The organism is Vibrio breoganii (assembly GCF_024346795.1).
In the GTDB taxonomy this organism is placed as follows: domain Bacteria; phylum Pseudomonadota; class Gammaproteobacteria; order Enterobacterales; family Vibrionaceae; genus Vibrio; species Vibrio breoganii.
In genome coordinates this window covers 434,007-447,469 of the sequence record NZ_AP024864.1, presented here as the reverse complement: position 1 = coordinate 447,469, position 13,463 = coordinate 434,007, and the positions used below count along the sequence as shown (strand labels likewise).

The 13,463-nt window shown below is 46.3% G+C and carries 16 protein-coding genes; 14 read left to right on the top strand and 2 right to left on the bottom strand.

The window, feature by feature from the left end; translation table 11 throughout:
- Positions 1-319: 319 nt before the first annotated feature.
- The 8 genes from metK (at position 320) to ruvX (ending at position 6,833) form a co-directional block, all read left to right on the top strand.
- On the top strand, positions 320-1,474 hold the full coding sequence (metK, locus tag OCU35_RS02170; protein ID WP_017027153.1) for a methionine adenosyltransferase: 1,155 nt from the start codon (positions 320-322) through the stop codon (positions 1,472-1,474).
- Between the two features lie 270 nt (positions 1,475-1,744).
- Positions 1,745-2,539 (top strand): DUF2189 domain-containing protein, encoded by a 795-nt coding sequence (locus OCU35_RS02165; RefSeq protein ID WP_017027152.1) that lies wholly within the window; start codon positions 1,745-1,747, stop codon positions 2,537-2,539.
- Between the two features lie 135 nt (positions 2,540-2,674).
- Positions 2,675-3,169: a SprT family zinc-dependent metalloprotease gene (locus OCU35_RS02160; RefSeq protein WP_065599653.1), complete on the top strand. Its 495-nt coding sequence runs from the start codon at positions 2,675-2,677 to the stop codon at positions 3,167-3,169.
- Positions 3,170-3,304: 135 nt separating this feature from the next.
- The gene (locus OCU35_RS02155; protein ID WP_390208390.1) at positions 3,305-4,000 is read left to right on the top strand and encodes an endonuclease; all 696 of its coding nucleotides are present in this window, start codon (positions 3,305-3,307) and stop codon (positions 3,998-4,000) included.
- A 94-nt stretch (positions 4,001-4,094) separates the two neighbouring features.
- Positions 4,095-4,826 carry a 16S rRNA (uracil(1498)-N(3))-methyltransferase gene (rsmE, locus tag OCU35_RS02150; protein ID WP_017032826.1) on the top strand — a complete coding sequence of 244 codons (732 nt, stop codon included), beginning with the start codon at positions 4,095-4,097 and terminating at the stop codon, positions 4,824-4,826.
- A 9-nt stretch (positions 4,827-4,835) separates the two neighbouring features.
- Positions 4,836-5,783, top strand: a complete 948-nt coding sequence (gene gshB / locus OCU35_RS02145) for a glutathione synthase (protein ID WP_017032827.1) — start codon at positions 4,836-4,838, stop codon at positions 5,781-5,783.
- A 67-nt stretch (positions 5,784-5,850) separates the two neighbouring features.
- Entirely contained in the window at positions 5,851-6,411 is a 561-nt protein-coding gene (locus OCU35_RS02140) for a YqgE/AlgH family protein (RefSeq protein ID WP_261825574.1), read from the top strand.
- Positions 6,408-6,833, top strand: a complete 426-nt coding sequence (ruvX, locus tag OCU35_RS02135; protein ID WP_017027146.1) for a Holliday junction resolvase RuvX — start codon at positions 6,408-6,410, stop codon at positions 6,831-6,833. The genes OCU35_RS02140 and ruvX overlap by 4 nt, the downstream gene beginning before the upstream one ends.
- Before the next feature lie 3 nt (positions 6,834-6,836).
- Here the strand turns inward: ruvX and OCU35_RS02130 are convergent, their stop codons facing one another.
- Together OCU35_RS02130 and OCU35_RS02125 are read right to left on the bottom strand one after the other, a co-directional pair.
- A complete protein-coding gene (locus OCU35_RS02130) occupies positions 6,837-7,940 on the bottom strand; it encodes a PilT/PilU family type 4a pilus ATPase (protein ID WP_017027145.1) in 1,104 nt (367 codons plus the stop codon).
- A 29-nt stretch (positions 7,941-7,969) separates the two neighbouring features.
- The gene (locus OCU35_RS02125; protein WP_065599650.1) at positions 7,970-9,016 is read right to left on the bottom strand and encodes a type IV pilus twitching motility protein PilT; all 1,047 of its coding nucleotides are present in this window, start codon (positions 9,014-9,016) and stop codon (positions 7,970-7,972) included.
- 24 nt (positions 9,017-9,040) lie between these two features.
- Here OCU35_RS02125 and OCU35_RS02120 point away from each other — a divergent pair, with 24 nt between their 5' ends.
- Genes OCU35_RS02120 through hemW form a run of 6 tightly spaced genes read left to right on the top strand, consistent with a single transcriptional unit; the run spans position 9,041 to position 13,451 of the window.
- Positions 9,041-9,751, top strand: a complete 711-nt coding sequence (locus OCU35_RS02120; RefSeq protein WP_261825573.1) for a YggS family pyridoxal phosphate-dependent enzyme — start codon at positions 9,041-9,043, stop codon at positions 9,749-9,751.
- Between the two features lie 28 nt (positions 9,752-9,779).
- On the top strand, positions 9,780-10,604 hold the full coding sequence (proC, locus tag OCU35_RS02115) for a pyrroline-5-carboxylate reductase (protein ID WP_083188988.1): 825 nt from the start codon (positions 9,780-9,782) through the stop codon (positions 10,602-10,604).
- 18 nt (positions 10,605-10,622) lie between these two features.
- Entirely contained in the window at positions 10,623-11,192 is a 570-nt protein-coding gene (locus OCU35_RS02110; RefSeq protein ID WP_017027141.1) for a YggT family protein, read from the top strand.
- Between the two features lie 30 nt (positions 11,193-11,222).
- Entirely contained in the window at positions 11,223-11,666 is a 444-nt protein-coding gene (locus tag OCU35_RS02105; protein WP_017032834.1) for a DUF4426 domain-containing protein, read from the top strand.
- A gap of 4 nt (positions 11,667-11,670) precedes the next feature.
- Positions 11,671-12,276 (top strand): XTP/dITP diphosphatase, encoded by a 606-nt coding sequence (locus OCU35_RS02100; protein ID WP_261825572.1) that lies wholly within the window; start codon positions 11,671-11,673, stop codon positions 12,274-12,276.
- Positions 12,273-13,451 carry a radical SAM family heme chaperone HemW gene (hemW, locus tag OCU35_RS02095; protein WP_261825571.1) on the top strand — a complete coding sequence of 393 codons (1,179 nt, stop codon included), beginning with the start codon at positions 12,273-12,275 and terminating at the stop codon, positions 13,449-13,451. Before OCU35_RS02100 ends, hemW begins: the two co-directional genes overlap by 4 nt.
- Positions 13,452-13,463: the final 12 nt, after the last annotated feature.

The window sequence follows — 13,463 nt, the reverse complement described above, 5'->3', positions numbered from 1 at the left end:
CAATTTATTAAAAATAAGTCCTGATCCCAACGGAGGGTGTTGGGCGCCGTTATTGTCGCAAAGCGCCTCTATTACTGCAAACCCTTTCCCGAGCAAAATTCAAACTATGAGAGATTAATTTGTTTAACATCTCACTATTTTAACTAAAAACTTGTGTGACCCAGCGCAAACGTTTGGCTCACTTAAATCGTAAAAAAGCTTGTATTTCACACATTCAAAATTAGAATAGACGTCTAGAAGTAGAAACACCTACTAAACAGCACGATTCAAAAGACGCCAAGATGCGTCTTTTCTTAACTAAGAAATAAGGGAGCCCATCATGGCTAAGCACCTGTTTACTTCTGAGTCAGTATCAGAAGGCCATCCAGATAAAATCGCAGACCAAATCTCTGATGCGGTTCTAGATGCAATTCTTGAGCAAGACCCAAAAGCTCGCGTTGCTTGTGAAACCTACGTGAAGACAGGCATGGTAATGGTGGGTGGTGAAGTCACTACCTCTGCTTGGGTTGATATCGAAGAACTAACTCGTCAAACCGTTCGTGACATCGGTTACGTACACTCAGACATGGGCTTTGATGCGGACTCTTGTGCGGTACTAAACACCATTGGTAAGCAGTCTCCAGACATCAACCAAGGTGTTGATAAAGCAGACCCTAAAGATCAAGGCGCAGGCGACCAAGGTATCATGTTTGGTTACGCGACTAACGAAACGCCTATCCTAATGCCAGCTCCAATTACTTACTCTCACCTTCTTGTTAAGAAGCAAGCTGAAGTACGTAAGAGTGGCAAGCTAGACTTCCTTCGTCCAGATGCTAAATCTCAGGTAACCTTCCAGTACGACCAAGGTAAGATTGTTGGTATCGATGCTGTTGTTCTTTCAACTCAACACTGTGATTCAGTAACAACACCTGACCTACGTGAAGCAGTGATGGAAGAAATCATCAAGCCAGTACTTCCTTCTGAGTGGATCAACAAAGACACTAACTTCTTCATCAACCCAACAGGCCGTTTCGTAATCGGTGGCCCAATGGGTGACTGTGGTCTAACGGGTCGTAAGATCATCGTTGATACCTACGGCGGCGCAGCTCGTCACGGTGGCGGTGCATTCTCTGGTAAAGATCCATCAAAAGTTGACCGCTCTGCAGCATACGCCGCTCGTTACGTTGCGAAAAACATCGTTGCTGCTGGCATGGCTGACCGTTGTGAGATTCAACTGTCTTACGCTATCGGTGTTGCTGATCCAACGTCTATCATGGTTGAAACCTTTGGTACTGAGAAAGTAGCTCACGAGATCATCATTGAAGCGGTTCGTCAAAACTTTGACCTACGCCCATACGGTCTACAAGAGATGCTGAACCTACTTCAGCCTATCTACAAGCAAACTGCTGCATACGGCCACTTCGGTCGCGAAGAGTTCCCATGGGAAGCAACCGATAAAGCAGAAATCCTTAAAGATTTCGCAGGCATCAAGTAAGCTTAAAAACACGATTGCTAAGACCTCAGCCATGGTGCTGAGGTTTTTTTTGCTTCAAACCTACCTCCTTCTGATTAATTTCCGCACAAAATTTGTAATTCCCCTCATCCAAGACGATAGTTATAAAAGTTAACAAACTGTTAAATTGATCAGCTTTTTTAGCAAGAGGGTCGTATTAATAACAGGCAAACTCCCTTGGTCTTTCTATTAGAGATGCGCTGCTCTATGCATCGAGGGTAATCATTACGGGACAGAATCAGGAGGATTACCATGCCTCGTACATACGATGAAGACGGCTTCCAGAAAACAACAGAAGTCAAAGACAGTGACTACGCAAAGACACTGCCGTGCAACAAAATCACCATTAGCGATCCCTTTCAGTGGTTATCGCTGGGGCTTAATGACCTTGTTAAGTCACCACTAATTAGTCTTTTCTATGGAATCTGCTTTGCCGCCGCGGCGGCTGGCATTGTTGGCCTTATCTATCTGCAAGGGAATCATTCACATCTAGTGATACTCCCCGCTCTTATTGTGTACATGCTAATCGGCCCCTTCCTCGCTCTGGGTCTATACGATGCCAGCTGGGCGAGAGAACGAGGAAAACAGCCTAGCTTGCTTCATTCAATGAAAGCCATTGGGCGTAATTCAACCTCTCAATGGAGTTTTGCCGTCCTGTTAGTGGTAGCCATGATTTTCTGGATGAGAGTGGCGGCATTACTACACGCTCTCTACCCTTCAGTTGAAGGGGCTAGCATCGTTGAATTTGCGCCCTTCCTCATTACAGGGTCAATTGCAGGCTTCATCTTGGCATCCGTCGTATTCAGTATTTCAGTATTCTCAATGCCACTGATGCTAGAGCGCAGGGTAGATATTATGACCGCGGTATTTACCAGCTTTAACGCCGTTCGCAGCAATCCAGGACCGATGCTAGTGTGGGCTGCAATGATTTGTGGTGGTGTATTGATAGGATTTGCAACTTACGGGATCGGTATGATAGTCACCATGCCAATTCTTGGGTATGGCACATGGCATGCTTATCATGCCACCATTCAAAAGAAGCACTAATTTAGCCATCTTTTACTAGGGAAGCATTCGCTTCCCTTTTTTATCTCTGTGACCCACCCTAGATAAGGTTGCCTCTTTTTTGTAGAAACAGATTGCGCTAGAGTGCATGCATATACAGTCAGTACACTCAATTTAATGACCCCGATTCAGTATCAACTCTCCAAAACAACAGCACAGCTAATAGAGGTTGCAAATAAGCACTTCCAGCAAAGCTTCCCTATACCCAAAGTAGAGGTCGATATGCGAGGAAAAGCAGCCGGCAAAGCGTTGTTGCAACTCAATACCATCAAACTAAATAAAGTGCTGTTTGCTGAAAACCAACAAGCGTTTATAGATGAAGTGCTACCACACGAGTTAGCACACCTAATCACCCATCAGGTGTTTGGCAGAGTTAGGCCTCATGGTAAAGAGTGGCAATACGTGATGGCTAAAGTGTTTGGCATTAAACCTGAGCGAACCCACACTATGGATGTCAGCTCAGTACAAGGTAAAACCTTTGAATATCAGTGTGGCTGTCGCAGCTACCCTCTTTCCATACGCCGCCACAACAAGGTCCTGCGCGGAGAGAGCCAATACACCTGTCGTAGTTGTGGTAACGGATTAACCTACACTGGCAAGCAGCTCAGCTAATCAACGCACCAGTTTCTTATAAAACGAACTAACGCCACTAGAAGTATCGTCATACTCAGCTGAACAAAATCTGGTCAATTTATTTAAAAATCGTTATCCTACGCTCTGTTTCTCCTCATTTAACGTTGTTTATTCTTGATACGCTTTATTTTTCCAATTATCAGCCTAGTACTTGTTGCTGCATCGGTTGATGCTAAACCGCAATCCTTCTATAAGTCTAAGCAACTCGCCGTTGGTATCTATCAGCAACACCCCGAGTCCTTTTACTGTGGGTGTAAGATAGATTGGCAAGGGAAGAAAGGTACCCCGCAACTGGCTGATTGCGGCTACCAAGTTCGCAAGCAAGAGCGACGTGCAAACCGTATTGAGTGGGAGCATGTCGTTCCTGCAGCACACCTTGGCAAGCAAAGACAATGCTGGCAAAAAGGTGGCCGCTCGAATTGTACTAAGAGCGACCCTATCTACAAAGAAATGGAAGCCGATCTGCACAACCTAGTGCCCGCGATTGGCGAAGTGAATGGTGATCGCTCGAACTTTGATTTCAACCAATGGAACGGGGAACGCGGGGTTAGCTATGGTCAATGCCAAATGCAGATTAGCTTTAAAGATGACAAGGCGATGCCACCAGCGCAATCTCGAGGCGCTATTGCTCGCACCTATCTGTATATGGAGAAGCAATATCCCATCACTCTATCCGATCAACAAATCAAGCTAATGCAGGCGTGGAACAAAACCTACGCAGTGACTGATTGGGAATGTCAGCGCAATCAATTGATATCCGAAGCTCAGGGCAATTCAAACCCATTCGTTGAGCAAGCGTGTAGACACTAAAAATTCATCTCTATCAGACTGCGCTACACCTCTTGTTATTTGCTACCATAGCAACCATATTTAGTGAGTTCAGTTAGTTACGGGTAAGAATTTAATGCGTACACCAAGGATATATCATCCTGAGTCTTTGTCTTCAGCTACACATGTCCAGCTATGTGATGATGCCGCAGGGCACATTGGTCGTGTATTAAGAATGCAGACAGGACAAGCAGTTACCTTGTTTGATGGCAGCGATGTAGAGTATTCCGCTGTTATTACAGAGGTTTCTAAGAAAAATGTCGCAGTTGAGATAACGGATTCTCAACAGCACAGTGTCGAATCACCACTCGATATCCATCTAGGACAAGTCGTTTCTCGCGGCGATAAGATGGAGTTCACCATTCAAAAATCGGTGGAACTTGGCGTCAATACCATTACCCCTCTTATTTCTGAACGCTGTGGCGTTAAACTCGATGCCAAACGATTTGAGAAAAAGCTCATGCAGTGGCAGAAAATCGCGATTGCAGCTTGTGAGCAAAGTGGTCGCAATACCGTTCCCGTGATTAGACCTATCATGCAATTAGAAGAGTGGTGCAGTGAAGAGTATCAAGGACTTAAGCTCAATCTTCATCCTAGAGCTCCCTACTCTATTAACACCCTTCCACAACCAATCAAACACGTTAAGTTATTGATTGGTCCTGAGGGTGGGCTATCTGGCTCTGAAATCGACATGACCACCGAACATAACTTCGAACAAACACTGTTAGGGCCGCGCGTTCTCAGAACAGAAACAGCAGCCCTTACCGCAATTACCGCACTCCAAGTTCGCTTTGGCGACCTTGGCTAGGAGAAATAAATGATCAAAATCGGCATAGTGATGGACCCTATCTCGTCCATCAACATCAAGAAAGATTCAAGTTTTGCCATGCTTCTCGAGGCACAAAAACGTGGCTACGAGATCCATTACATGGAAATGAACGATCTGCACCTAGATCAAGGTGTAGCGGTTGCTGATACGAAAACCCTAAGAGTCGAGAAGAACGCGGAATCTTGGTATGAATTCCTTTCAGAGCAAACCATCAGACTCTCTGAGTTAGACGCTGTATTGATGCGTAAAGACCCTCCGTTTGATACTGAGTATATTTACGCGACCTACATTCTTGAGCGTGCTGAGGTTGAAGGCACACTGATCGTCAACAAGCCTCAAAGCCTGCGCGATTGCAACGAGAAGCTATACACAGCTTGGTTTGCCGATATGACCCCAACCACTATCGTGACCCGTAAAGCTGAGAAGATCAAAGCCTTCCAACAAGAGCATGGTGATGTGATCCTTAAACCACTAGATGGTATGGGTGGCGCATCTATCTTCCGCGTAAAAGACGGCGATCCAAACGTATCAGTCATCATAGAAACATTGACTAATCACGGACAAAATTACGCGATGGCACAAGCATTTGTGCCTGACATCAGCAATGGTGATAAGCGCATTTTGATCGTTGATGGTGAGCCAATGCCTTACTGCCTAGCTCGTATTCCAGCGAAGGGCGAAACTCGCGGCAACTTGGCTGCAGGCGGACGTGGCGAAGCGCGCCCTTTAAGTGAGACAGATTTTGCGATAGCCAATGCGATAGGTCCTACACTTAAAGAGAAAGGATTGATCTTTGTTGGTCTAGACGTCATCGGCGATAAAGTGACTGAAATCAATGTCACCAGCCCAACCTGTATTGTTGAGATTGAAACTGAGTTTGGTATTTCAATCACAGGCAAACTGATGGACGCTATTGAGCGACGCATTAGCAAGTAACTCAAGGCCCCGTCTTGGCATAACGCGTAGCCACCGCACAGCGGTGGCTTGTTTTCGGAGGTAGCGCATGAACCTTACTAATCACTTCTTAGTAGCCATGCCATCAATGCAAGACCCCTATTTCAAGCGCTCTGTTATCTATATCTGTGAGCACAATGAAAATGGCGCTATGGGTATCATGATCAATGCCCCTATCGACATCACTGTTGCTGGTATGTTGAAACAGGTAGAACTGAAATCAGAGCATATCCAGGCCGGTGATAGCCTAAAGCAGCCTGTACACAATGGTGGCCCTGTCGCAGAAGACCGTGGGTTTATCCTTCATCAGCCTAAAGGCAGTTATCAGTCCAGCATAGAAATGGCCAATGGCCTAACTATGACGACGTCTAAAGATATATTGTCAGTGCTAGGAACCCAAGAAGAGCCAGAGCAATACCTTGTCACACTCGGTTATTCGGGCTGGGAGGCTGGGCAGCTGGAGAATGAGTTAGCTGAAAACTCATGGTTAACGATGGAAGCTGACCCCAATATTATTTTTGCCACACCGGTACAAGATCGCTGGGCTAGCGCCGTGCAGTCGCTAGGCATAGACGCATCTCAATTATCAACACAAGCAGGACATGCATGAGCAGAACCATAATGGCGTTTGATTACGGCACCAAGAGCATTGGTAGCGCCATCGGCCAAGACATAACAGGCACCGCCACTCCACTAAAGGCCTTTAAGGCAAAAGATGGTATCCCACACTGGGATGACATAGGAGCACTACTAGAGGAATGGAAACCCGACCTTGTGGTTGTAGGCCTGCCAACAGATCTACATGGTAAAGACCTAAAGACCATAACTCCAAGAGCGAAGAAATTTGCTCAGCGCATTCATGGCCGCTTTGGGGTGCAAGTAGAGCTTCACGATGAGAGGCTTTCTACTACTGAAGCGAGAGCAGACCTATTTGCCATGGGTGGCTACAAAGCCCTAAGTAAGGGCAATGTGGACTGTCAGTCTGCTGTGGTTATTTTAGAAAGTTGGTTTGAGAGTCAATGGGGAGAATGATCCTCACCCCATATCAATTTTAATATCATCTAACGGACCGCTACTGCTAGTCCCTTGATGATTCTTAAGCATTAAGCGCAGATCGTTTGCAGAGTCTGCGCTTCGCAAAGCCTCTTCCTCACTCACCCTACCCTGCACGACTAAATCAAAGAGTGATTGATCAAAGGTACAGATCCCCTGCTGCTTAGTCTTAGACATGTAGTTCTTGATCTCTGCGATCTCTCCCTGACGAATAAGATCCGACGCTCTCGGCGTCACCAATAAGATCTCTAGTGCGGCATGGCGTCCGCTATCATCTTGTGCCTTAAGCAGTTGCTGACCTACGATCCCTTTCAGGTTAAGAGAGAGATCGAGTAAAAAGTGCTCTCGCTGACCTTGAGGAACTAAGTGTAAAATGCGTTCTAGTGCTTGGTTGGCATTGTTTGCATGCAAGGTCGCAACACACAAGTGCCCCGTCTCCGCAAAGGTCATCGCATAACGCATGGTTTCTGGTGTTCGAATCTCACCAATGACGATCATATCTGGAGCTTGTCTTAGAGAGTTCTTTAAGGCAATTTCATAGCTCTCAGTATCTAAGCCAACCTCACGCTGAGTGACTATGCTCTTTTGGTGCTGATGCACAAACTCGATAGGGTCTTCTACCGTAAGAATATGCCCTCGTTGGTGTTGATTTCTATGTCCCACCATAGCGGCTAACGTCGTCGATTTACCTGAGCCCGTCGCGCCAACCACCAGCACTAAACCGCGCTTGACCATTGCGAGATCTTTTAGCGTATCCGGTAAGCCAAGCTCATCAAAAGAAGGAATGTTGGTTTCAATATGACGAATGACAGCGCCTGGAAGATCTCTCTGAAAGAAAGCACTGACCCTAAAGCGTCCCGATTCACTTTCTATGGCAAAGTTTGCTTCCCTAATGGCTCGATATTCTTTACGCCTATCGTTGTCCATGATGCTATCAAGGATGGCGGTTACTCCAGATTGATGCAGTTTTTCGCCAAAAGGCTGAAGCTCACCGTCCACTCGAAACATACAAGGAGAATCTACAGTGATATACAGATCCGATGCCTTATGCTCTGTCATCGCATCTAACAGTTCTTTTAATTCCATCGTCTTCTCCTTGTCGGTTTTGCCAACACCTAAAAGCCAGAACCTAAGCTAGGCTGTATCTCAACCTTAGCCTCTGCTTCTTCGCGGCTAACCAGATTTTGTTGCATCAATTGATTTACCGATTGCTCCATAGTTCTCATGCCTTGAGCCGCGCCAGTTTGGATAATGGAATACATCTGCGCCACCTTATCCTCTCGAATAAGGTTGCGAATAGCTGGGTTCGCTAACATGAGCTCATGACAGGCTACTCGGCCTCCGCCAATACGCTTTAGCAATTTTTGCGCGATAACAGCGCGCAATGACTCTGACAACATAGAGCGAACCATGTTTTTATCGCCCGCAGGGAATACATCAATAATACGGTCTATGGTTTTGGCCGCAGAACTGGTGTGCAGGGTACCAAAGACCAAATGCCCCGTTTCCGCTGCAGTAAGCGCAAGGCTTATGGTTTCTTGGTCTCGAAGCTCACCCACTAGAATCACATCAGGGTCTTCACGCAGTGCAGAACGAAGCGCAGCCTTGAAGCTATGCGTATCACGATGCACTTCCCTTTGGTTGATCAAACACTTAGAGCTTTGATGAACAAACTCAATGGGATCTTCAATGGTTAAGATGTGTTTGTTGTGATGACGATTAATGTAATCAACCATGGCCGCTAAGGTGGTTGATTTACCCGACCCCGTAGGCCCAGTCACCAAAACCAATCCCTTTTCATAATTCGCTATTTTTTCAAATATAGGTGGGCAATCAAGTTGCTCAAGGGTAGGAATCGTAGTGGGAATGGTTCGAAACACCGCAGAGGCTCCACGGCTTTGATTAAAAGCATTAACCCTAAATCGACCCACTCCACCCAGCTCAATGGAAAAATCCAACTCAAGGTTAGATTCAAACTCACTTCGCTGCGCATCATCCATAATATCGAAGATAAGTTCATGTACCTCAGCTTCACTAAATTCAGGCATTTCCAAGCGTCTCACATCACCATCAATCCTTACCATTGGCGGTAGTCCCGATGAAAGATGTAGATCTGAGGCATTATGCTTTACACTAAAGCGAAGCAATTCGGTGATATCCATAAAATTTCCTGTTAAGTCAAAACTATGCAGACAATCCAATCAAATTTAGAACATATTCATCAGCAGATTAAAGAGTCTGAACGTAAGTTTGGGCGCGCAACTGATTCCGTGCAACTTCTTGCCGTAAGTAAAACTAAGCCCAACCAAGCAATTGTAGACGCTTGTGTTGCCGGACAGCGTCAATTTGGCGAAAACTATGTGCAAGAGGGTGTTGAAAAAGTTCAATACTTTCAAGAACATCATAGCGACTTCGAAATAGAATGGCACTTTATTGGACCGATACAATCCAATAAAACACGCCCTATTAGTGAGAACTTCGACTGGGTTCACTCTATTGATCGAGCTAAAATCGCACAGCGTCTTAATGACCAAAGGCCTGACGATAAAGAGCCATTGCAGGTACTCATCCAAGTCAATACCAGTGGTGAGGCTAGTAAGTCCGGCATTTCAGCTCAGCAAGCGTTAGAGTTAGCCTCTTCTATTGAAGCGCTACCAAATCTAACCTTGCGTGGATTAATGTCCATACCCGCAGCGGTTGCAAGCTATGAGGAACAACTCGTTGCCTTTAATCAGCTCAAAGACTTGTTTGAGGCGATTAAAGCCCAATATCCTCAAGTAGATACCTTATCTATGGGCATGAGCGGTGATATGGAAGCCGCTATCGAAGCCGGTAGCACTATGGTTCGTATCGGCACCGCCATTTTTGGTGCGCGAGACTATTCAAGCAAACAGTAAGTCAAACAAACAGTAAGGGATAAAGCTCTTGGCAAATTCAGCACGTAACATCGCCTTTATTGGTTCGGGCAATATGGCTAGCTCCATCATTGCAGGGCTTTTAGACAGCGGTTACCCCGCGAACGCATTAACAGCAACCGCTCCGTCACAGCAAAGCCGTGACAGAATCAGTCAGCGCTTTTCCATTACTGCGACATCGGATAACCGAGCTGCAATCACTCAAGCGGATGTCATAGTACTCTCGGTTAAGCCGCAGATTATGTCTGAGGTATTGGCTGAACTTTCTGATATCGACTTTAGTAACAAGTTACTGATCTCTATTGCGGCAGGTATTACGATCCCTAGATTGCAGTCAATGCTGGGACAAGATGCTGACTTTGTACGTGTCATGCCAAACACTCCTTCCTTGCTTGGGCTTGGTATGAGTGGCCTTTATGCACCAGAGCAAATCAGTGAAGAAGATAGAGCCTTTGCTGGAGAACTCATGCAAGCGGTAGGTAAGATCTGCTGGGTGGAGACAGAGGCTCAAATCAATTCCATTATTGCAGCGGCGGGAAGCTCTCCTGCTTACTTCTTCTTGTTCATGGAAGCCATGCAGCAAGAAGCCATCGCCCAAGGTTTTGATAAAGACACCGCGCGCATGCTTGTACAGCAATCGGCAATCGGCGCTGCACAAATGGTCGCTGAAAACCCAAAATTAGAGCTATCAACTCTTCGCCAGCAAGTGACCTCAAAAGGCGGTACCACTGCTGAGGCCATTGCCACATTTAATCAACACCAACTCTCTGACACCGTTGCTACCGCCATGCAGGCTGCAGTAAAACGTGCGCAAGAGATGGAATCCCTTTTTTAACCTCATCAAGGATTTGTAATGAATTCAATGCAGTTTTTAGTGACGACCTTTTTTGATCTCTACATCATGGTTGTCATCCTTAGAATCTGGTTGCAGGCAGCTCGCGCTGATTTCTATAACCCGTTCTCTCAATTTATCGTCAAAGCTACCCAGCCGGTATTAAAGCCTTTACGTCGCGTTATTCCATCCATTGGTAATATCGACTTAGCCACACTGACCTTTGCTTATGCGCTGTGTGTACTGAAGTTTGTACTTCTAATGTTGATGGCGTCAAATGGCGCGGTAGGCTTTAGCCCAGATCTTCTGATTATTGGCTTGCTTGCCCTAATCAAGGCTGGCGGTAAGCTTCTGTTCTGGGTACTGCTACTTCGCGCAATCCTTAGCTGGGTTAGCCAAGGCCGTAGCCCTATCGAGTACGTATTCCATCAATTAACCGAGCCAATGCTAGCGCCGATTCGTCGCATCCTTCCTTCTATGGGCGGACTAGACTTAAGCGTACTGGTGCTATTTATCGCATTGCAGTTTGCTAACTTCTTGATGGGTGATCTCACCAGCACCCTATTTGGTCCAATTTGGTACGGCCTGTAACAAGACTCAAACATGATTTTAGGGGTAAGAATGACAAAGCTACTCACCAGAGCACTGTGCACATTATTGATTGCCGGGTTTGCCATGCCCAGTTGGGCTGAGCAGTTTGTGCGTATGAAGGATATTGAATTGCATTACTCTGCATTTAATTCCACCTTCATTGCCCCTGAAATTGCCAGAGATTTGAAACTAAAGAGAAACCCAAACGTTGCTCTAATCAACATCAGTGCCCTTGATCTCTACAGCGTTGGCAAAAAACCAACGCAGGTCGCACTTAAAGGCACAGCCAAAAATCTTGTTGGCAATACTCGAACACTAGAGTTTCGAGAAATCACTCAAGGCGAGGCCATCTACTACCTTGCTGAGTTGCCAATCACAGAGAATGAAACCTATCGCTTTGAGATAAAAGCAGATGCTGGCTCTAAAGGCAGTGGCATTCTCCGATTTAACCAAACTTTCCATATTCAGGAGTAATCCTTTGTCTGCAAAAAATAAACTAGTGCTTGCTACAGGAAACAAAGGCAAGGTACGTGAAATGGCGAACCTGCTTTCTGACTTTGGCTTTGAGGTGCACGCCCAAAGTGAATATCAGGTCTCAGATGTCGCTGAAACAGGCACAACCTTTATTGAGAACGCCATCATCAAGGCTCGTCATGCCGCGAAAGAAACGGGTCTACCTGCCGTTGCTGACGATTCAGGATTGGAGGTCGACTTTCTTAAGGGTGCACCTGGGATTTACTCTGCACGCTTTGCAGGCGAAGGGGCAACTGACCAGCAAAACCTAGACAAACTACTCAATGAGCTAGACGATGTTACTGAGGAGCAACGCAGTGCGCGCTTTCACTGTGTATTGGTGTACATGCGCCACGCGGATGACCCTACACCTATCGTTTGCCATGGAAAATGGGAAGGACGTATCTTAACTAAAGCCCATGGTGATAATGGCTTTGGTTATGACCCAATATTCTATGTTCCAGAAGATGGATGTGCCTCTGCAGAATTAGCCCCTGAGCGTAAAAAGCAGCTCTCTCATCGAGGAAAGGCGCTAAATGAGCTATTCCAACAGCTAAAACAGGCTCTATGAGCACGCTAACGCCACCCGCGTTGGGCCTTTATATTCACATACCTTGGTGTGTGCAAAAGTGCCCCTATTGCGACTTCAACTCCCATGCTCTTAAGGGTGATATCCCTGAAGAGTTGTATATCGATGCCCTTCTCGAAGATTTGGATAGCGATATCAGTAAATATGCGGACTCCGTTGGCGAAAGAGTGCTTACCTCCATCTTCATTGGTGGCGGTACGCCAAGTCTGATCTCTCCACAGCAAATTGCACGCTTGCTCAGTGGCGTTCAACAGCGCGTTGCCTTCTCGAAAGATATAGAGATCACCATGGAGGCGAACCCTGGCACCATTGAAGCAGAGCGATTTGCTCAGTATGTCCATGCGGGAGTCACACGTATATCCATAGGCGTGCAAAGCTTTGAGCAGCAAAAGCTTGAGCGCTTAGGTCGCATACACGGTAAAGGTGAAGCGGTGAATGCAGCCAAACTAGCCCATACCATTGGTTTGAATAGCTTTAATCTAGACCTGATGCACGGCCTTCCGGATCAAAGTATTGAGCAGGCGCTGGATGACTTAGACAAAGCCATTGAACTGGCTCCGCCACACCTATCTTGGTACCAGTTAACCATTGAACCCAACACTCTGTTCTATTACAAAACGCCGACACTGCCTGATGATGATGACCTTTGGGATATCTTTGAAAGAGGGCATGAGAAGCTGAGTGCTGCAGGGTATGTGCAATACGAAATATCAGGTTACAGTAAGCCCGGTTACCAATGTCAGCACAATCTTAACTACTGGCGCTTTGGTGATTACCTCGGCATCGGCTGTGGTTCACATGGCAAGCTTAGCTTTAGCGACGGACGCATTGTTCGCACAACCAAGACAAAGCACCCTAGAGGCTATCTAGCCAGCTATCAGAACATGGTTAAACCGTATCTAGATACAGAACACATAGTGGCCGACGAAGACCGTCCATTTGAGTTCTTCATGAACCGCTTTAGATTGATCGAAGCCTGCCCTAAGCAGGACTTTGTGAACACAACGGGGCTGCCACTGAGTGCGATTCAATCCACTATCGATTGGGCAATTGAAAAGTCATACTTAAGTGAAACCGAAAACCACTGGCAAATCACCCAAAAAGGAAAGCTATTCCTAAATGATTTGCTCGAGGCCTTTATGGTTGAAGAGGATTAGTGGGCAGCTGTC